The following is a 19518-nucleotide window of genomic DNA, read 5'->3' on the forward strand; positions in this document are numbered from 1 at the left end:
ACATTGACCGATATAATATTCACCGCCCGCCGCGGGTACGGTAGAAAAGAAGAACTAAGCACAGAAGGAGTTGAAGGCCGCTCCATGACTATCTTGGATACCATTAACTCGCCGCAGGACCTCAAGGCGCTGTCTGCAGACAAGCTTGAGGAGCTGGCGGCAGAGATTAGGCAGCGCCTCATTGACAAGGTCTCCGTCACGGGCGGACATCTGGGGCCTAACTTGGGCGTGGTGGAATTGACCATTGCGTTGCACCGTGTATTTGATTCTCCGCGTGAGCCCATTATTTTTGACACTTCGCACCAGTCCTATGTGCATAAGATGCTGACTGGGCGCACGGATCAATTCGATACCTTGCGGCAAAAGGACGGCCTTTCGGGGTATACGGACCGCGGCGAGTCCGAGCATGACTGGACCGAGTCCTCCCACGCTTCGGCATCGTTGTCTACGGTCGATGGCTTGTCTAAGGCCTTCAAGATTCGCGGCGACGGTCACCGCAATGTCATCGGTGTTGTCGGCGATGGCGCCCTCACCGGCGGCATGTGCTGGGAGGCGTTAAATAATATCTCGGAGGACAAGGGCCGCAATGCGGTCATCGTGGTCAATGACAACGGCCGTAGCTATTCGCCCACTATCGGTGGCATTTCCGAAAACCTCGGCCGCATCCGCTCCCAGCACGGTTACGACGAGCTCATGGAACAGGGCAAGCGCCGCCTGAAGCAAATGGGATGGGTAGGCGAGCGTGCCTTTGATGCCTTGCACGCCATGAAGGAAGGCGTCAAGTCCACCGTCTTGCCTACCGAGATGTTCCCGGAACTGGGCATGAAGTACATCGGCCCCATCAACGGGCACAATATCGATAGCTTGGTACATGCCCTGACTTATGCCCGCGATTATGACGGGCCCATCATCGTGCACGTGGTTACCGAAAAGGGCCACGGATTTGCCCCGGCCGTCAATGAGCCGAAGGACCAGATGCACTCTACCGGTGCTATTGATCCGGTTACCGGTGTGGCTAAGGGCACCAAGCAACCTGGGTGGACGGCTGCCTTTTCAGAGGAGCTGTTAGCCGCTGCCGAAAAGCGCGATGACATCGTGGCCATTACCGCTGCCATGGCCGGTCCTACTGGGCTCGCTCCCTTCCAAGAGCGCTTCCCAGAGCGATTTTTTGATGTGGGAATTGCCGAGCAGCACGCAATGACCTCTGCCTCTGGTTTGGCGCTTGGCGGGATGCACCCCGTCGTTGCGGTATATTCCACTTTCTTAAACCGCGCCGTGGACCAAGTCATTATGGATATTGCGCTGCTAAAGCTGCCGGTAACCATCGTGCTTGACCGCTCCGGAGTTACCGGTTCCGATGGCGCTTCGCACAATGGTGTGTGGGATATGGCGCTCATGAGCATTGTGCCGGGAATGCATATTGCCGCCCCGCGCGATGGCGCGCGCCTGCGGGAGCTCTTCCGGGAGTCGCTAGAGATTGAATCTGGCCCGTCCGTAGTCCGCTTCCCTAAGGGCAATCTGCTGCCGGATATGGAAGCGGTGGATACCTTGGGCGATGGCGTAGACATCCTGCACTATGGCGAAGCCGATGCGGGCGAGGACACCCCCGAGGTACTCATCGTTTCCATCGGGGCCATGTCCGCTCGCAGCATCGAGGCTGCGAAGCAGCTGGGCGAACAGGGCGTGAACGTTACCGTTGTTGACCCGCGTTGGGTGGCGCCGGTGGCAAGCTCTGTGGTGGCTCTCGCCGCTGACCACGACTTGGTGGTTACGGCAGAAGACGGCCTTGTCCGCGGCGGTATTGGCTCCATGATTTCGGAGGCCCTCAGCGCAGCCGAGGTCGATACTCCTGTGCGCCGACTCGGCGTTCCGGGATACTTCCCTAAGCACGGCTCTCGCGGCGAGGTTTTGGAAGAGTTCGGGTTGACGCCTGAGCTTATGGCGGCGTCGATAAGCGAGTGGCTAAAAAACCTCACTGCTGATGCCAACGCGCGAGGAGAAAAGGACTAATCCTAGCCTTAGCCTGCTAAATATTCGTAGAAAAGACCGTCCACGATAATCGGGGCGGTCATTTCTATTTGCCATTCGCGCGCGCCCTCCGCGCGGAGGAAGGCAGCGACGTCGCCAGGCTGCCGGATGGCGCCGGCGACAGAATCAGGTCCGCGGTGGCGCTTATCGGCGCGCACACCTACCTTCGCCCATACCGCTGCACGCACAGCGGCAGGGCGGATAAGGATCTCGGAAGGCATACCGAGTTCAGCAGCGAGATCGGCGATATCCGCGCGGATAGTCTGGTAAATCTCCCATAGGTCTGGGTAGTCCTCGGCCCAGATGGTTTTGGAAGGAACCGGTTGTGGGGCGCGATGGACGCGAGGCCGCTGCTGCGGGGGAACGGTGCGCGCTTGGTTAAGTACAGTCATCCACTGGGCGGTGGCGCCTTTGCGCCGGCGGGGAAATCCCTTGACTCGGGCAAGATCGCCCGCGGTGGTGGGAAGGGTGCGCGCAATTTCTACCAGCGTCTTATTCGCTAATACCCGGCCGGGCGCAGTGTCCGTGCGCCGAGCGATAGCGTCGCGCTTGGCCCACAGTGCTCGAGCAGCAGCGAGCTGACTGCCGCTGCGCAAACTGGAGATGCCCTTCAGATCACGCCACGTGTGTGGCTGGGGAGCAGAGTCTCCGGAATGTTCCTGGATTATGGCGGAAAATTCTTCTAAAGCCCAGTCCATCTTGTCCTGTTCGGCCAAAATGTCGCGCAGGGCGTCGGCTAGCTCGAGGAGTAGTTCCACATCGAGCGCGGCGTAAGCCTTGAGTTCCTCGCTGAGCTGCAGGGTGGACCAGTCGGCGTCGCCGTAGCCCTTTTCCAATTCGACGTCAAAAAGCTCTGCGACCATAGTTCCCAGATTGGGCCGTTCAAATCCCGCGAGCCGTGCCGCCAGTTCCGTGTCAAAGATGGAGCCAGGGAAGAGACCGAGCCACCCGAGACAAGGCAAATCCGAATGGGCAGCGTGAATAATCCACTCCGCGCTGTTGAGCACTGGGGCAAGGGCGGCCGTGAGCTCCTCGCGGTGTCCTTCAGGGGCAAAAAGCATCGTGCCCGCGCCGCGGCGGCGAATTTGCACTAGGAAGGCGCGATCATCGTAGCGATAGCCGGAGGCGCGCTCGGTATCGATGGCAAAGGGGCCCGTACCCGCGGCGAGGCGGGCTGCGGCAGCGGTGAACTCCTCCGGGGTAGCAAGAACCGGCGGGACGCCTTCGAGCGGCCGGCTGCGCAATTCTGGCATATTAGCGGCCGAGCTCAGTGACGCCCTCAGGGGGTAGTCCGGCAACGTTGGCCAATACCTGGGCAAAGGCCTGCACGTGGGGTGCCAGATCGAGGCCTTCGGCAGTCCACGAAGCACGCATTTCAATCTGGTAGGCGCGCGGTGGCCCGCCAATCTCGCCAAAACGCACGGACGCGGTGGACGTGACGGTGCCGCCCAAATTGGTGTGGCCGGCACCCTCCTGTTCTAAGCCTTCGTTGAGCCATTGCCACGCCACATCGGGCAAGAGCGGATCGCCGGCTACGGCGTCGTCCATATCGGCCTGAATATAGGCCACAAGGCGCATGGCGCCCTCCCAAGCCTCCTCAGCGCCCGGATCGTGGAGCAGGATGAGGCGACCAAAGGCGTCGCCCTCTGCATCGGTGGGCACGATATCTGGGTTGTCTTCGTTTCCCACTTCGAGGCCGATTGCGTGGCTAAAGGGCGCAAGGCGTTGCGGTGGGCGAATGGAGCCTAGCGTTATCTCAGGGCGCAGTTCGGCCGCATGCATGGACTCCACTGCTTGGGTGAAAGCGGCGGGGGTAGCTGGCTCGTGGCTTTCCGCCTGCCCGTGCAAAGGGGTGGGGGCGGAGGCCTCGGCGCTGCGTGGGGTGGTCGATTCGGAATTGCTCACGACGTTCAAGCTATAGTTTCGCGTCCTCTAGCTGGGGGAGGCGCGCCGATGCGTGGGCGTGTCGTCCTCCTCGTGGCCGGAAAGTGACAAGGTTTCATATCCAACTTATGATGGATGTGTTCGTTAACCCAAAGGCTTCTGCAAAGGAGAACGCAATGGCGAAGCTTGATTACAAGGAACTCAACGCGGTTCAGCAATATTCCCAGCACGCAGTTTTTAAGGTGATCCCGGGCGCGCTCGGCACCGAGCGAGCGGAGATCATCGCCCAAGCGCAGGAGTTCTTTGCCGGCGTGGAAAAAGCCGGAAAGGTAACCGTGCGCGGCATTTACGACCTCACGGCTATGCGCGATTCCGCCGACTTCATGATCTGGTGGCACGCCGAGGAATTCTCTGACCTGCAAAAGGTCTTCGGGGACTTCCGCCGCGAGACCACTCTGGGCCAGGTAAGCGAAGTGACCTGGGTAGGCAATGCCTTGCACCGTCCAGCAGAGTTCAATAAGTCCCACCTACCCTCCTTCATCATGGGCGAGGAGCCCAAGGAGTGGATCTCGGTATACCCCTTCGTGCGCTCTTATGACTGGTACACCATGGACGATGAAAAGCGCCGCCGCATCCTCATGGAGCACGGTATGCAGGCGCGCGACTACCCCGATGTGCGCGCAAATACCGTCCCAGCCTTTGCCCTGGGTGACTATGAGTGGATTTTGGCCTTCGAGGCGGACGAGCTCCACCGCATCGTCGACCTGATGTACCTGATGCGCTACACCGAGGCCCGCCACCACGTGCGCGAGGAGATTCCTTTCCATACCGGCCGCCGCGTCAAGGACGTAGCAGAGCTCATCGCAGTACTGCCCTAAAAGAAACGTCGCCCAGCAGTAGCCCTGCTTGGCGACGTCCCCCCATATCCGTGCCCCGTCACTAGCCTGCAAGTTAGGCTGCCGACGGGGCGCGCTTGCTTGTGCATGCCACCTTAGGCGGTGCCATCTTCTACCGGCTTTTCCTCCAAGTCCAGGCAGATGGAGTTGATGCAATAGCGCAAGTCGGTGGGGGTATCGTAGCCCTCGCCCTCAAAGACGTGCCCCAGGTGAGATTCGCAGTTGGCGCACAGAACCTCTACGCGGCGCATGCCGAGCGAGTTGTCATCGCGCTCAATGATTTTGTCTCCTGCGAGTGGGGAGAAAAAGGAAGGCCAGCCGCAGTGGGACTCAAACTTTTCCGTAGAGCGGAAAAGCTCGGTTCCACACGCGCGGCAAGAATAGACCCCCTCGGTGGTGGTATTGGTGTACTCGCCTACGTGGGGCGGCTCGGTGCCGGCCTCGCGCAGGACGTAGTATTCCTCGGGGCTTAAGCGCTGGCGCCATTCGGTATCGGCAATGAGCTTGAAATCGGTCATGGGCCGAGTCTAAACCGTGCTGCGCGCGGCACGCCACCAGCCGGCGACCGTAGCGAAAATTGCGACGATAAGCAGCGCCCATCCCACCGTTGCCGTGAAAAAATTCATCCAGCGACCAGCATCCGGGTGCGCTGTAGACGCCCAGGAGACGGGAGCCAAATAGAGGAAGGCCGCAAACCACGCGCCCGCGGAATGGAAAACCGAACGCTTGAGCACAACGGTAAACATCAATGGGAATAGCCACATGGAGTAATACTGCTGGCCAAGGGAAGACAGGAAGAAGATACCCACCATGATCGCCCCGCTAGTCGTCAGTGCCCACAAGGTCGGGTCGGAGTTGCGCCAGCGCAAAAGTCCGAGAATCGCTGCGGCCGAAAGCGCGGCAAATATCAACCACACGGTCCAATACAGTCCCGCGCCAAAGTCAACGTAGGCGCGGAAGCCTGCCCAGGAAGAATTGGCATAGTCACGGGTTTCTGAGAGGTAGGGCAGGAGGTTATCCACAAATCCGCTAGCGCCCGGCACGAGCGGCCACGCTAGTAGGTTGAGAACTACCGGTACGCCAATGCCAGTCGCGAGACTGCGCCATTGCAGCTTGACCAAGGGCAGGAAGAGCAACGGCGCAAATTGCGGCTTAATGACGATGGCCAAGCCAATGACCACGCCGGCCACCCAGCCCAGCCATGGGGTGCGCTCGGCGCGCAAGAAAGACCACAAGAACACGGCCATGCATAGCAAGAGAATGCCGTTGATATTGGTAAATGCGAGCGTATTGGTCACCGATTCCGTGACAAAGGCCAAAGCGATAGATACTGGCCACACTGCCGAAGTAAGTGTGCGGCCCACCGTAAGGGTGAGCACCGCTAGCGCTGCCACGATTGCAGCCGCGTTGGCGACGATGAATAGTCCCCGTGCCAACGAAAAATCCATGTGCGCTAGTGGTGCGAGCAGCAACGTGGCTCCCGGGGTATACAGGTACAGCGGGTCAACGTGGTTATAAGCCTGCTCATAGACCGGCTGGCCAGTGGCCATGCGTATCACAGCGTTATACACGGTGGTGAAATCATCCGTCGGCGTGCCATTGCGCGCGATGATGAAAACGCGATGCACAACAAGCAGGATGGCCACGGGCCAGGCGGCGGCATTGATTCGGGAATTCACGGCCCCTTAGTCTACGGCCTAGCGGGCGCGGGAATACCGCAGAAACACCGTGCCATCCTGATCAGCCGCGACATTTTCTAACTGCATGCGGCGATGGGAATGCTCGCCCTTAAAGGTCGCCATGGGAGTTTCCACGCCGGTAGATAGATGTGGGTCCAGGGTCAAATACATCTGGTCGATGGCATCGATGTCTACCAGCTGCCCTATCATTCCTGGCCCGCCCTCGCACAGCACGCGCTTAAACCCGCGGTCCTGCAAGGCGGATATGTAGTCCTGCACGGTTCCTTCGCCAGCATCGCAAACCTCCGCGCCCGTGGATTCGATGGTCGCGATGCGCTTTGCGAGCTCTTGATCGTCCCTGCTGCTATGGGGGACCAGGATGATGGGAGGGGTAGTAAAATCCGTGAAGAAGTCCGAGGTGACATCAAACTCAAGGCTGCGGGAAGGCACGGCGATAGGAGCCGGCCGCGAACCATCCCCGTTAGGTTCTACTCCGGAGTAGTCCTCCGCGCGCACCGTCTGCGCACCCACCAGCACCACGTCTGCCCAGTTACGTAGAGCAGCAAAAAGCTGCCCGTCAGTGTCATTTCCCATGGCTTCGGAAACGTGGTTCATGGTTGCCGAGCCGGTTAGCGTGCTGACCATATTTGTGCGGACGGTGAATACATCACCGGAATCGGGGCCCAGAAGCGAAGAGATATCCATGTCTTCCCAGCCTAGTCAAGGCACCAGATACCCAGCACAGCAAAGTACCGGGCATAGCCACAGGAGTGGGGCTTACACCAGGCGGATGAGTATTACACCAAGCAAGATCACTGCAATGCCGGCTACCTGGCGCATTGCGACTCGCGCACCCCGCAGGCGATCAATGAGCACGGACCCCAACATGGAACCGAGAAGGGTTGCCACCACAGTAAGCCCAGTGCCAATTTGTGGTACTAAGGCCGCGTTGCCAAAGACAAACATGGCTCCCAAGGCGCCGCCTGCCCACATCCACCACGGATTAGCCTTACCCTCGGGACGCTCAATGTGAGGGCGCCAGCGCAAAACAATATTGAGCATCACGAGCGCGGAAACGCCGATGCTAAAAGAGACCAAAGCCGCACTAACGGGCGATCCGGTGATCTGCCCCAGGTGGCCGTTGATGGCGGATTGGCATGCGGTAAAGCAACCAAAGACAAAGCCTGCGAGGCGCCAAAGCCACAACGCCATAGCGCTGTCTTCTTGCTTCGTCGGCGCGCCGGGGCTAGCGACGATAGAAATCACTCCGCCGAGAACAACTAGTGCCCCTAGAGCGCGAATAAGGGACAGTGGGGAAGTGGGGGAGTCAAACAGCCCAAAGTGGTCGATGACAAGGCCCATCATGATTTGGCCCGCGATGGGAAGGACTACGGTCTGAACCGCACCCAGATGAGGAAATAGCAGGATATTTCCAGTAAGCGCAACCACGCCGAGCAGACCACCGAACCAAATCCACAGCGGTTCCCCAAAGGCACGGGAAATGCCGAACTCGCCGCCGGTCACGGCTGTAGCAATGACAAGCAAAGTCATCGTGCCCACGGCAAACGAAATGAGCGATGAGGAAAACGGCGTGCCAGTAGACGCGCGAAGGCGCGTATTAACCAGGGTCTGAACGGGCAGAACGAGTCCGGCGATAATGCCTAAGAGAATCCACAACACGTCGGGACACTTTACAGGCATATAAAGAAACCCGCCCAAGCCCCTATGGAGTGGAGCGGTGGGCGGGAAATTGTGGTCCTAACTGGGATTGAACCAGTGACCTTTCCGGTGTGAACGGAACGCTCTCCCACTGAGCTATAGGACCTTGCGGTTGCTAAATCTACACCGCACCAAATTCAAACACCTAATTGGCTGGGCAGGAGTGCACATCAGAGGGAGGTGGCCTGTGGTCCACTGCCTTCGGAGAATCACACCAATGTGTTTTGGGATGGCCCGAATGTGAAAAACGGGTGCCGGAAAGAATGCCGCTGGGCTGGGGATTTGGAAACTGGCGCGGAGCACGATAATGTTTCTTCTCGCACCGCAACGGTACAAAGTTTGCGGGGCAATGCGGATGTAGCGCAGTTGGTAGCGCATCACCTTGCCAAGGTGAGGGTCGCGAGTTCGAGTCTCGTCATCCGCTCCACGCTTTTCTAGGGGTTCGCCTGTGAAGAGTGATTCTAAATGAATAGCGCGCGATTAGCTCAGTGGGAGAGCGCTTCCCTGACACGGAAGAGGTCACTGGTTCAATCCCAGTATCGCGCACAAGGACTTTGTCCTAGAAACCGGGCCTGGTTTCGCATGCGGATGTAGCGCAGTTGGTAGCGCATCACCTTGCCAAGGTGAGGGTCGCGAGTTCGAGTCTCGTCATCCGCTCCAGCACTGTATTGTGTGAGGCGGTATCGCCACGGTGGAATGGCCGAGTGGTGAGGCAACGGTCTGCAAAACCGTGCACACGGGTTCGATTCCCGTTTCCACCTCAACTTCTTAATGCCTTCGGGCATTAAGCGCGATTAGCTCAGTGGGAGAGCGCTTCCCTGACACGGAAGAGGTCACTGGTTCAATCCCAGTATCGCGCACGAGAGTCCCTTTTGGGGCTCTGCAACAAACTCCGGTTTGTTGTGCGGATGTAGCGCAGTTGGTAGCGCATCACCTTGCCAAGGTGAGGGTCGCGAGTTCGAGTCTCGTCATCCGCTCCACATAGCCGCTCCAGAAATGGAGCGGCTTTTTCTATGTCTCCTTCTGCGCTTTGTGCGATACGCTTGCTTTTGCAAGGTCAAAACCCTCGGCGGAGGAGGAAAGATGTTACGCGCATTAGTGGTACCGCTATTGGTTGGAGCTTGCGGCTTCGCGTCTTTTGTTTCGGGGACTGTATTTTTCTTTGCGGGCCTTACTGCGGCAGATGCGGGTGACGGCAGCGGCAACGCGGCGTGGCCTTTGGTGCTTATCGGCGTAGGCGCCGCCTTGGTTATTTTTGCCCTGATGGCTTCTGGTCCGTTTTTTAATGCCCGACAAATGGAGAGGTCCTAAGGTAGGACCCGTTTGAATTGAGTCAACTTGGCTTAAATAGTGATAAATACCTCTTTTTACTTCTGAAAAGGAACTCATTCCTAGTTCGCGCCGACAAATAACTCGACGCTCTGCTTATCGCGATTGCCCCTCCGGCAAACCGCGCGGCTAGTATGTCTGACAATTCAACTTGTGCATTTTCAACACAAAGGAGCTATCTATGGGCTACCGCGTAGCTTGGCTGCGCCGCACAGCCGCAGCAGTGGGCACGGCCGCACTGGTTTTGGGCGGGTCAATGCCTGCCGCATTGGCGCACGACTCCGTTATTGGCGGTTCGGTCAAAGACGGCGACCAACTCGACGAGTTTCCTAAGGAAATAACCCTCGAGTTTTCTGGCATCCCCAAAGAAGACTTCAATACCTTTGCCGTGACCAACGCGGATACTGGTGAAAAACTCTTTAGCCAGGAACCAAAGCTCCATGAGCGAGATCTCACCATTGAAACCCCTGCGGATGTCCATCCTGGGCCGGGTAACTACCAGGTGGGCTTCCAGATCACGTCTTCGGATGGGCACGCTACCCGTGGAGGTGTGGAATTTTCTGTCAAAGGTGACGGGTCCGAAACCAAGGCCCCAGAGTCTGACACGGCAGAGCAGGAAGGGACCGAGGGTTTGTCAATGCCGTTGAAAATCATTCTGGGGGTGGGCGGCGTTCTGGCAATTGCCGCAGTAGTTGCCCTATTTATTGCCAAGTCTCGTCGCACTGATTCGGAAGGTGAAAAATAATGTCTAAGATTTCTAACATCGCCCTTGTATGCCTGACAGTGGCCGGCCTCGCCCTGGCAGGTTGCTCCCCACAGAACCAAAATGACTCCACCGAGTCGAAGGCGGATGCCACCACCAGCGCTGCAGAAAAGTCTTCCTCCGCCGCGGCCGAGGACCTGACCTTCGAAGATGCCGTCGTACGCGCCAATGAGGACAAGGACATGACTGCCATTTTTGGCGCCCTGGTGAACCACACCGATAAGGACATCGCTATCACCGGTTTTTCCACCAGCCTTAACGCCAAGGTGAACCAGATCCATGAGACTGTCGATGGCAAGATGCAGGAAATGTCGAGTCCGTTGGTGGTCAAGGCCGGCGAGTCCCACGAACTTGCACCAGGCGGTGACCACTTCATGCTCATGGAAATGGAAAACCACATTGCTCCCGGCGAATCCCTTGACCTTAAGGTGAAGCTAGAAGGCGGCGAAGAGCTCGATCTGGGCGAGATCCAAACGCGTAGCATGCCTGCCGGGGATGAGGATTACGGCGATATGAAGGGCCACGATATGTCCCACATGGAGCACGGAGATATGTCCCACAATAAGGAAGGCCACGATCACTAGCTATGTCTGGATTCAGCAGAAGGGGGTTTCTCACTGGCGCTGCGGTATCGACCAGCGCCTTCGCGTTGGCAGGCTGCAATAACCAGGGCTCTTCCCCGGATGCTGGGGCACAGGAACAGCCTGCGCTTGCCGACGCCCTCGTGGCTTTTGACGGCGAGCATCAAGCAGGCATCGCAACCGCGGAGCAAGCGCACCTGAACCTGGTGGGGTTTGACCTTAAAAGGGGCGTCGACAAGCGGGGGTTCGCCAGCCTGATGAAGCTGTGGACCGAGGACGCTCGGGCACTGTGTACGGGGGAGGCGCCGCTGGGCACGCTGGAGCCGGAAATGGTGCAACAGCCCGCCAACTTGACCATCACCTGTGGTTTAGGCAAGAAGGTTTTCTCCTTGCTCGGAGTGGAGAAACCACGTTGGCTGGGAGATGTGCGTTCCTTTAAGCGCGATGAGCTGCAACGACAATGGGGACAAAGCGATATCGTCTTGCAGATCTGCTGCGATGACCCACTGATGAATACCTACGCCCTGCGCCACATGGTGCGAGCCGGCGAACACTATGCCAGCGTGAAGTGGCTGCAGCAAGGATTTATTAATGCCTATGGCAGCCACGAGAAGGGTGCTACCGCGCGCAATATGTTCGGGCAAAAGGACGGTACCGTCAATCCACGCAGCGAGGAAGATTTTGCAGCCCAGGTATGGATCGATAAAGGGCCGAAGTGGGCGCAAGGCGGAACGGCGATGGTAGTGCGTCGCATTCGCATGAACGTGGATACGTGGGAGAAGCTCGATCGCTCCTCCCGCGAAAATGCGGTGGGCCGCAAGCTCGACACCGGTGCCCCGCTTACCGGTGAAGAAGAATTTGATGCTGCAGATTTTGATGCGGTAGATGATTACGGCCTGCCGGTGATTGATAAGAACTCGCACATGGCCGTGGCCGCCCCGCCCGCTGACCACCCAGAGCAGCGCATCCTACGCCGCCCGTATAACTATGAGTTAGCTCCCGATGGCAAGGACGGGCAGCTATCCAATATTGGGCAGGTTTTTATCTGCTACCAGCAGGATCCCACCAAACAATTTGAGCCTATCCAGGCCCGTTTGGATGAATCGGACCTGCTGAACGAGTGGTTGACTCATATAGGTTCGGCTATGTATTTCTGTCCGCCGGGCACCCTTGCTGCCGATGGGTGTGAATCATGGTGGGCAAAATCGCTCTGCGAGCATGCAGGGTTGTAGAATAGCTATCCGTAAATTTAAATAGCGGACGCGGCCAGGTATGCCGCCGACGCACGAGCGCAAAAAGGAGCGCGATTATGGCGGAACTCATCCCCGCAGTACCGGTCAATTACGATTCCTTCACCGTGCCCGCCGGCCAGGCCGTGGGCGCAGCAATGCGAGAGCTCAACCTTCCCAATAAGGGCCCGGAGGCTGTCGTAGTCGTTCGCGGTGAGGACGGCACTCTCTTTGATTTGTCGCACACCCCAGACACGGAATCCACCTTCACCCCGGTAGCCGCCTGCGAGGAAGACGGCCGCGCCGTCATCCGCCACTCCTGCGGCCACGTTATGGCCCAAGCCGTGCAGGCCGAGTTCCCTGGCACCAAGCTGGGTATCGGCCCTGCCATTGAAAATGGCTTCTACTTCGATTTTCAGACCGCCGAGCCTTTCACACCGGAAGATCTCAAGGCGATTGAAAAGCGCATGAAGAAGATCATCAAGGGCGGCCAGCGCTTCGAGCGCCACGTCTATGAATCCGCGGAGGAAGCGGAAAAGGCCCTCGCCGAGGAACCTTTCAAGCTGGAACTGGTCCAAGACAAGGGCAACGTTGACCCTGACTCCGACGAGGCCGCAGAGGTCGGTTCCGGCGATCTCACCCACTATGACAACGTCAACCCGCGCACCGGGGAAGTAGAGTGGTTCGACCTCTGCCGCGGACCGCACGTGCCAACCACAAAGTACATCCCGGCCTTCACGTTGACCCGTTCTTCTGCCGCCTACTGGCGCGGCGACCAGTCCAAGGCTGGCCTGCAGCGCATCTACGGCACCGCTTTTGAGTCCAAGGAGGCGCTGGAGGCCTACCAGACCATGGTGGAAGAGGCGGAAAAGCGCGACCACCGCCGCCTGGGTCAGGAACTAGATCTCTTCTCCTTCCCGGATGAGATTGGCTCCGGCTTCCCGGTATTCCACCCGAATGGCGCGACCGTGCGCATGGAGATGGAAAACCACTCTCGCAACCGCCACGTCCAGGCTGGGTACTCCTTTGTTAATACCCCGCATATCACCAAGGGTGACCTATTCAAGAAATCTGGCCACCTGGACTTCTATGCCGATGGCATGTTCCCGCCGATGCAGCTCGATGGCGAATATGACGAAGAGGGCAATACCGTCAAGGAGCCGCAGGACTACTATGCCAAGCCCATGAACTGCCCGATGCACAATCTTATTTTTGCATCCCGTGGCCGTTCCTACCGCGAGCTCCCGCTGCGTCTGTTTGAGTTCGGTACCGTCTACCGTTACGAAAAGTCTGGCGTGGTCCACGGCCTGACCCGTGCCCGCGGCTTTACCCAGGATGATGCTCACATCTACTGCACCGAAGAGCAGCTGGAAGAGGAGCTGACCAAGGTCCTCGACTTCATCATTTCCTTGCTGAAGGACTACGGACTGTCTGACTTCTACCTGGAGCTTTCTACCAAGGACCCGAATAAGTTCGTTGGTTCTGATGAGATCTGGGATCGCTCTACGTCTATCCTGCAGTCGGTTGCAGAAAAATCCGGCTTGGAGCTTGTTCCGGATCCCGCAGGTGCAGCCTTCTACGGCCCGAAGATTTCGGTGCAGGCTCGCGACGCCATCGGCCGTACCTGGCAGATGTCTACCGTGCAGTTGGACTTCAACCTGCCGGAGCGCTTCGAGCTGGAATACACTGCGTCGGACGGCACGAAGAAGCGCCCGATCATGATTCACCGTGCGCTCTTCGGCTCCATCGAGCGATTCTTTGGCGTCCTGCTGGAGCACTACGCCGGCGCCTTCCCAGCATGGCTGGCACCGCACCAGGTGGTGGGCATTCCGGTGGCTGATGAATTCTCCCCGCACCTCGAAGAGGTTGCCGCCCAGCTGCGTCAGAAGGGTATCCGCGCCGATGTGGATACCTCTGATGACCGCATGCAGAAGAAGATTCGCAACCACACCACCGGCAAGGTTCCGTTCATGCTGGTGGCTGGCGCACGCGACGTAGAAGCTGATGCCGTATCCTTCCGCTTCCTCGACGGTACCCAGGTCAATGGTGTGCCGGTAAAGGAAGCCGTGGAGCTCATCGCCGCATGGGTAGCAGAGCGCAACAACGAGCAGCCGACCGAAGAGCTCATCAGTGCCCGACGCTAAGGAGACACACGAAACCGACAGCTCCGCCGTCGCTGAAAACCAAGCTGCGGTGGAGACCTTCGTTGACTCAGGTGCTGGCGAGCCGGACCGCCTAGAGCGGTTATGGGCGCCTTATCGCATGGCCTATATTGCCAAGCGGTCTAAGGACCCCTTCGTAGAAGCGCCACAGGGTAGTGACGAAGACGGGCTCATCATTGCTCGAGGCAAGTCCGTCTATGCATTGCTGAACCTGTTTCCGTACAACGCCGGGCACCTCATGGTGGTGCCGTATCGCAAGGAATCGCAGCTCGAGAACCTCACGCAAGAGGAATCTCAGGAGCTGATGGCCTTCGCGCAAAAAGCAGTCCGGGTACTCAAGAGAGTTTCGCACCCAGAAGCCATCAACGTGGGCCTGAACCTGGGGCGCGCTTCGGGCGGCTCGGTGGGAGATCACCTGCACCTACATGTGGTGCCAAGGTGGCCCGGGGATAGTAACTTTATGACTGTCCTCGATGGGACTAAGGTATTACCGCAGCTTCTGCAGGATACGCGCCGCGTACTGGCAGAAGGATGGCGCGAGATGGAAGAGGAGGATTCGCGTGCTTAGCGTGCATGGGCGAAAGCCCGCTGCCGTGGTGGTGGAACCTATAGCCAAGGCCTTTTTGAAGCTAGGTCTGACCCCGAATGTGGTCACGGTTGTGGGTACCATAGTCACCATTGCGATTTCGGTGATCCTCATTCCTACCGGCCATCTTTTTTCCGCTGCCGTTTTGTCCGGCCTCTTCGCCGCTTTCGACATGCTCGATGGCACCATGGCGCGCTTGACCGGCAAGGCTACTGCCTTTGGTGCGACCTTGGATGCCTCCTGTGATCGCATCACCGATGGCGCATTGTTCAGTGCTATTGCCTGGTGGCTGATTTATTCTGCGGATTCTTCCCGCATCACGGTTATTGCCTGCTTTGTCACCTTGGTATGTTCCCAGGTCATTTCCTATATCAAGGCTAGGGGAGAAGCGTCCGGATTCACGATGGTTGGCGGCCTGATCGAGCGCCCCGAGCGGCTCATTTTGGGCTTGGGCGGCATCGGCCTCGAAGGCCTAGGCGTACCGCATGCCATTGAGGTAGCGCTGTGGATCTTGGCCGTTGGCTCCGTCTTTACCGTGTGCCAGCGTATGGTTATTGCTGCCCGCCAGGAGCAGCAGTAGCTCGTACTGCACCACCTAATACCAGGAGGTTGTGACACCATGTGGGATAGAGAAGACCTCTCCGCGGCGGGTTACCTCGCGGGATGGAAGGTGGTGCGCCGTCTGCCCGAGCCCATTGCGCGCACGCTTTTTCGCTGGGGTGCGGACTACGCAAGTGGCAACGGTCGCGGAATGGAGGGCTTGCGCCGCAACCTAGCGCGAGTGGTGGGCCCGGAAAACGTTACCCGCGCCTTGGTGCGCGATTCCGTGCGCTCCTATATGCGCTATTGGATGGAGGCGTTCCGCCTGCCAGCTATCCACGGTGATGCCGGGCTGCATGAGCGCTTGCTCAGCGGTTTGGAAGGCCTTGAGCATTTTGATGCTTCGGCTCAATCCGGCCGCGGCACCATTTTGGCTCTGCCGCATTCCGGTAATTGGGATATGGCGGGCGTCTTCCTCGTCGGCCATTATGGCCAGTTCACCACCGTTGCGGAGCGCCTTAAGCCCGCAGTGCTTTTCGACGCCTTTGTGGACTACCGCGAAACCCTCGGCTTTGAGGTTCTTCCCCTCACCGGCGGCGAAGCCTCGCCTTTCGCCCGCCTCAAAAAGGTGCTGGAAGCCGGTGGCGTGGTCTGCCTGCTGGCTGAGCGCGACCTGACCCGAAGCGGCGTTACCGTGGATTTCATGGGGGAAAAGGCCAATATGGCCGCCGGTCCCGCACAGCTGGCCCTAGAGACTGGCGCCGCCCTGCACGTGGTGCACTCGTGGTTTGCAGGCGAAGGCTGGGGACTATCGGTCTCCCCTGAGCTTGAGGTAACGGACCTGCAGGAGACAACTCAGCGCATGGCCGATGGCTTCGCCGCCAATATCCGCCGCCACCCGGAGGATTGGCATATGCTGCAGCCGCAGTGGAATGTGGACATAGAGAGGCGTCGGCAAGCGCGGGCAGCCAAAAATACCCGCAATGCCCGCCACACCGGGCCATCACAGGAAGGGGAGAGCTAGTGCGCATAGGAATCGTATGCCCCTACTCCTTCGATGAACCAGGCGGAGTTCAAGCCCATATCCTTGATCTAGCCACAGTCTTCATTGAGCAAGGGCACTATGTACAGGTCATTGGCCCCGCTGCGGAATCCACCCAGCTGCCGGATTTCGTAGTCAAGGGAGGGCCGGCTTTCCCCATCGCGTATAACGGTTCGGTGGCCCGCCTGTCCGTGGGACCCCACGTCACGCGCAAGGTTAAGCAATTCATCAAGGAGGGCGACTTCGATGTCTTGCACATCCATGAGCCTAACTCCCCGAGCTTTTCCATGACCGCGTTGGCCGTGGCCCAAGGTCCACTGGTGGCGACCTACCACGCCTCCGCATCGAGCTCCCTGGTGCTGACCCTGGCCAAACCTTTCCTCGTTCCCTTTTTGGAAAAGATCCGGGGTGGCATCGCGGTATCCGATATGGCGCGGCGGTGGCAGGTGGAGCAACTGGGCGGAGACCCGGTCCTTATTCCCAACGGCGTGGATACGTCGGTCTACGCGCAGGCTCGGCGCCGCAGCCCGGCCAAGGCCCCCGGCGATCCCCTGGAAGTTGTCTTCTTGGGACGGTTGGACGAACCTCGCAAAGGCCTCGATATCCTGCTGAGCGCGCTCCGCCAAGTACGCCATGATATTCGCGTGACCATCATGGGCGGTGGCCGCGCCCGCGAGGTCGAGGGCGTGGATTTTGTAGGCCGGGTCAGCGACGCCGAAAAGGCAGCAATCCTGGGCCGTGCCGATGTCTATGTGGCGCCAAATACCGGTGGTGAAAGCTTCGGCATCGTGCTGGTAGAAGCCATGGCGGCCGGCGCGGCAGTCGTTGCTTCCGATCTTGAAGCCTTCCGTGCGGTGTGCAATGCCGATTCCGACGAGGTTGCCGGCGCACTCTTTCGCAATGAAGACAGCGAGGATCTGGCTCGCGTCCTCAACGAGGTGCTTGATGATGCCGAGTATCGGGCCCAGTTGGTGCGCAATGGCGTCCAACGCGCCAGCACCTATGACTGGGACCATGTAGCGGCAGCCGTGATGCAGGTCTACGAGACTGTCCAAGACGGTACCAAGGTGAGGGTAAAGCGTTGATGGCCATTGAAATTGCCCTAATCCTCTTCCTACTTATCATCGTAGGTTTGTGGGCGCTTTTTACCGCCCAGCGGCTTAACTCGCTGCACATCCGCACTGATGCCTCGCTGGCCCAGCTACAGGCGGCACTAGACCGCAGGGCAGCGGTGACAGCGGTGGTCGCACCAGAGCTCGCGGCGCTAGCTCAGCGAGCAGAGTCTACCGAGCTCTATCAGGGCCATTTCGAACCGCGCACGATGGCCGAGCGGGAACTATCTGCCGCCATTGTGAGGGAGTTTCCCGCGGACCGTCGCCCTGCCGCGCTTGCCGACGCCGAGGGCCGCATCCAACTTGCCCACCGCTTCTACAACGAGGCGGTCAGCGACACTCGCGCGCTGCGCCTGCGCCCTGCGGTACGGCTCTTTCATCTGGGCGGCACCGCAAAACTGCCGGAATACTTTGACTATATGCTGGCCGAGTAGCCAGCAGTTCTACCTCAAGATTTAGGGCGCAAGTGCGTGCCGGCCGCGTCGGCGGCGGAATACCGGCTTCGCCTCGGTACTGGCGGCCGTACCTTCCTCCGGGGCGTTAGGCGCTTGCTGCTGCACCTGCGCCCGCTCGATCTTCGACGCTAGGGCCACCTCGGCTGCAAACCAGACAAGCCCGATGATGGCCATGACAACGATGAGGATATTGCGGGCTACCAATAGGTAGACGGCAAACATGTTCTCGCCCACGTGGTTCCAGATGTAGTCATAGTTGAATGGGTAGACCAAGGTGCCCAGCACGGCAGCGATAATGGTGCAGGACGCTAACAAGGCTTGGAATACCCGCAAGGGAGCGGATCCTTCCGGTAGGCGCTGGCGGATCACCACGGCAAGCAAGGGGCCCAGCCAGACGATGTATTGCGGGGAGAAAACCTTATTCGTCGCGATAAGAAGCAGGACCGTAACGGTAAAAAACGCCATGGTCGTGCGGGTGGTCCATCCGCCGGCGCACAGCCGGTACAGCGCCCATCCCACTGCGAAGACGAGCATAACAATGGTGGCAATACTGCTCCAGGTCATTGCGGTATCTACGCCAGGCCCGGAAATTTCAAAGCTCTTGGACGGCGCATAGCCCAGGTGCCAGCGCCCTGGAGTGCGATGTGCTTGCAGCAACAGGAACGTCGCCGGGATGGACTCCAACTGGAGACCGCGCACGCCCTGATAACTCAGCGGTGAAAGCAGGCGCTCGGTGCCAGAGGCAGCTATCGTGACGGTGCAGACCGCGACGATGGTGCAGAAAAACGCGAGTAGGCGCTGCCAGGTTGCGGATCTGTTGAAGCGGCCCACCAAGCCGGCAGCGAGGACTCCTGGCCATAGCTTCATCGTGGTGGCAAAGCCCAGTACCGCCGAGGCGATGAGCGGGCGGGTAGCTAGAAGGGCGGCTGCCCCGGCTACGGCTAGGGCGGGGAATATATCGAGACGCCACACAAAGGTGTGGCCAGCTGCGGTGCCGAAGAGCACCCAGAACCAGGCGGCCTGGAAACTGCGCGGTTGAGCCGAGTGGTGGCGCAGGAGGAGGGCTAAAAAGGCGGCGTCAACAAGCAGGGTCATAATGGTGAAGCCGATATAGAATGCGTTGATATTCTCGCCGGTGAGCCACCCCAAAAGCACCGTGGGCCACGTGCCCGCGTGAGGGTATTCGGTCATCATTGTCGGGTCATCGCCAAAGATCCCGGCAAAATAATATGCGACATCGCCCCTGGGATTGTGGTTAATCTTGAGTAAGTAAATAAGGACAAGGCGGGCGATGACCCACCCAATCCATACTGCTGGAACAGAAGCGATGCGTTTCACTCGAAAGACTTTATTCAATGCGCGCCTACTTCGGTAGCGGACATAGTTTCTTCTAGAAAATTCCTCCACTTTTGCGCCCAGATGTGGGGGACGGATTGGAAAAACAAACTGACGGCTCGTCCAGTGAGTAGTGTGGACGGCAATTGCTAGGAAAGTGATATAGGGCATAAGGAGC

At 58.9% G+C, this 19518-nt stretch carries 19 protein-coding genes and 7 tRNA genes; 18 read left to right on the forward strand and 8 right to left on the reverse strand.

Annotation, left to right across the window (positions count from 1 at the left end; genetic code table 11):
* Positions 1–84: 84 nt before the first annotated feature.
* Positions 85–2010 carry a 1-deoxy-D-xylulose-5-phosphate synthase gene (gene dxs / locus QP324_RS01755; protein WP_284814162.1) on the forward strand — a complete coding sequence of 642 codons (1926 nt, stop codon included), beginning with the start codon at positions 85–87 and terminating at the stop codon, positions 2008–2010.
* An 8-nt stretch (positions 2011–2018) separates the two neighbouring features.
* On the opposite strand, the gene QP324_RS01760 is transcribed toward dxs, so the two are convergent.
* Entirely contained in the window at positions 2019–3281 is a 1263-nt protein-coding gene (locus QP324_RS01760) for an HRDC domain-containing protein (RefSeq protein ID WP_284814163.1), read from the reverse strand.
* A gap of 1 nt (position 3282) precedes the next feature.
* The gene (locus QP324_RS01765; RefSeq protein WP_239277754.1) at positions 3283–3876 is read right to left on the reverse strand and encodes a DUF3000 domain-containing protein; all 594 of its coding nucleotides are present in this window, start codon (positions 3874–3876) and stop codon (positions 3283–3285) included.
* Positions 3877–4088: 212 nt separating this feature from the next.
* On the opposite strand from QP324_RS01765, the gene hemQ reads away from it, so the two are divergent.
* Positions 4089–4790, forward strand: coding sequence for a hydrogen peroxide-dependent heme synthase (gene hemQ, locus QP324_RS01770; RefSeq protein ID WP_204608795.1), 702 nt, complete (start codon positions 4089–4091; stop codon positions 4788–4790).
* Positions 4791–4903: 113 nt separating this feature from the next.
* Here hemQ and msrB read toward each other — a convergent pair whose 3' ends face one another.
* From msrB to QP324_RS01795, 5 genes are all read right to left on the reverse strand, one after another.
* Complete coding sequence (gene msrB, locus QP324_RS01775) at positions 4904–5326, reverse strand: peptide-methionine (R)-S-oxide reductase MsrB (protein WP_284814165.1); 423 nt, start codon at positions 5324–5326, stop codon at positions 4904–4906.
* 9 nt (positions 5327–5335) lie between these two features.
* Entirely contained in the window at positions 5336–6487 is a 1152-nt protein-coding gene (locus QP324_RS01780) for a glycosyltransferase family 87 protein (protein ID WP_284814167.1), read from the reverse strand.
* An 18-nt stretch (positions 6488–6505) separates the two neighbouring features.
* Complete coding sequence (locus QP324_RS01785; RefSeq protein WP_284814169.1) at positions 6506–7192, reverse strand: pyrimidine reductase family protein; 687 nt, start codon at positions 7190–7192, stop codon at positions 6506–6508.
* A gap of 72 nt (positions 7193–7264) precedes the next feature.
* Positions 7265–8167, reverse strand: a complete 903-nt coding sequence (locus QP324_RS01790; protein WP_284814171.1) for a DMT family transporter — start codon at positions 8165–8167, stop codon at positions 7265–7267.
* Between the two features lie 73 nt (positions 8168–8240).
* Positions 8241–8312, reverse strand: a tRNA-Val gene (locus tag QP324_RS01795).
* A gap of 245 nt (positions 8313–8557) precedes the next feature.
* On the opposite strand from QP324_RS01795, the gene QP324_RS01800 reads away from it, so the two are divergent.
* The 16 genes from QP324_RS01800 to QP324_RS01875 all read left to right on the forward strand — a co-directional run bounded on the left by QP324_RS01800 (position 8558) and on the right by QP324_RS01875 (position 17984).
* Positions 8558–8633 (forward strand) — tRNA-Gly (locus QP324_RS01800).
* Between the two features lie 47 nt (positions 8634–8680).
* Positions 8681–8752: transfer RNA gene (locus QP324_RS01805), tRNA-Val, on the forward strand.
* 38 nt (positions 8753–8790) lie between these two features.
* A tRNA-Gly gene (locus QP324_RS01810) sits at positions 8791–8866 on the forward strand.
* 30 nt (positions 8867–8896) lie between these two features.
* Positions 8897–8967: transfer RNA gene (locus QP324_RS01815), tRNA-Cys, on the forward strand.
* A gap of 27 nt (positions 8968–8994) precedes the next feature.
* Positions 8995–9066, forward strand: a tRNA-Val gene (locus QP324_RS01820).
* A 44-nt stretch (positions 9067–9110) separates the two neighbouring features.
* Positions 9111–9186: transfer RNA gene (locus QP324_RS01825), tRNA-Gly, on the forward strand.
* Between the two features lie 103 nt (positions 9187–9289).
* Positions 9290–9517, forward strand: coding sequence for a hypothetical protein (locus QP324_RS01830; protein WP_284814172.1), 228 nt, complete (start codon positions 9290–9292; stop codon positions 9515–9517).
* 199 nt (positions 9518–9716) lie between these two features.
* On the forward strand, positions 9717–10280 hold the full coding sequence (locus QP324_RS01835; RefSeq protein WP_284814174.1) for a copper resistance protein CopC: 564 nt from the start codon (positions 9717–9719) through the stop codon (positions 10278–10280).
* A complete protein-coding gene (locus QP324_RS01840; RefSeq protein WP_284766580.1) occupies positions 10280–10882 on the forward strand; it encodes a copper chaperone PCu(A)C in 603 nt (200 codons plus the stop codon). Before QP324_RS01835 ends, QP324_RS01840 begins: the two co-directional genes overlap by 1 nt.
* A gap of 2 nt (positions 10883–10884) precedes the next feature.
* Entirely contained in the window at positions 10885–12111 is a 1227-nt protein-coding gene (locus tag QP324_RS01845) for a Dyp-type peroxidase (RefSeq protein WP_284814176.1), read from the forward strand.
* A 77-nt stretch (positions 12112–12188) separates the two neighbouring features.
* The gene (thrS, locus tag QP324_RS01850) at positions 12189–14252 is read left to right on the forward strand and encodes a threonine--tRNA ligase (protein ID WP_284814178.1); all 2064 of its coding nucleotides are present in this window, start codon (positions 12189–12191) and stop codon (positions 14250–14252) included.
* Between the two features lie 49 nt (positions 14253–14301).
* Positions 14302–14838, forward strand: coding sequence for an HIT domain-containing protein (locus QP324_RS01855; RefSeq protein WP_284814218.1), 537 nt, complete (start codon positions 14302–14304; stop codon positions 14836–14838).
* Positions 14831–15436 carry a phosphatidylinositol phosphate synthase gene (pgsA, locus tag QP324_RS01860; RefSeq protein ID WP_239277599.1) on the forward strand — a complete coding sequence of 202 codons (606 nt, stop codon included), beginning with the start codon at positions 14831–14833 and terminating at the stop codon, positions 15434–15436. Before QP324_RS01855 ends, pgsA begins: the two co-directional genes overlap by 8 nt.
* A 39-nt stretch (positions 15437–15475) precedes the next feature.
* Positions 15476–16420 carry a phosphatidylinositol mannoside acyltransferase gene (locus QP324_RS01865; protein WP_284814179.1) on the forward strand — a complete coding sequence of 315 codons (945 nt, stop codon included), beginning with the start codon at positions 15476–15478 and terminating at the stop codon, positions 16418–16420.
* The gene (locus QP324_RS01870) at positions 16420–17523 is read left to right on the forward strand and encodes a glycosyltransferase family 4 protein (protein ID WP_284814182.1); all 1104 of its coding nucleotides are present in this window, start codon (positions 16420–16422) and stop codon (positions 17521–17523) included. Before QP324_RS01865 ends, QP324_RS01870 begins: the two co-directional genes overlap by 1 nt.
* Positions 17523–17984, forward strand: coding sequence for a hypothetical protein (locus QP324_RS01875; protein WP_284766574.1), 462 nt, complete (start codon positions 17523–17525; stop codon positions 17982–17984). Before QP324_RS01870 ends, QP324_RS01875 begins: the two co-directional genes overlap by 1 nt.
* A gap of 21 nt (positions 17985–18005) precedes the next feature.
* On the opposite strand, the gene QP324_RS01880 is transcribed toward QP324_RS01875, so the two are convergent.
* Positions 18006–19343, reverse strand: a complete 1338-nt coding sequence (locus QP324_RS01880) for a DUF2029 domain-containing protein (protein ID WP_284814184.1) — start codon at positions 19341–19343, stop codon at positions 18006–18008.
* Positions 19344–19518: the final 175 nt, after the last annotated feature.

The sequence above is a fragment of the Corynebacterium sp. UMB0012 genome, assembly GCF_030216265.1.
GTDB lineage: Bacteria > Actinomycetota > Actinomycetes > Mycobacteriales > Mycobacteriaceae > Corynebacterium.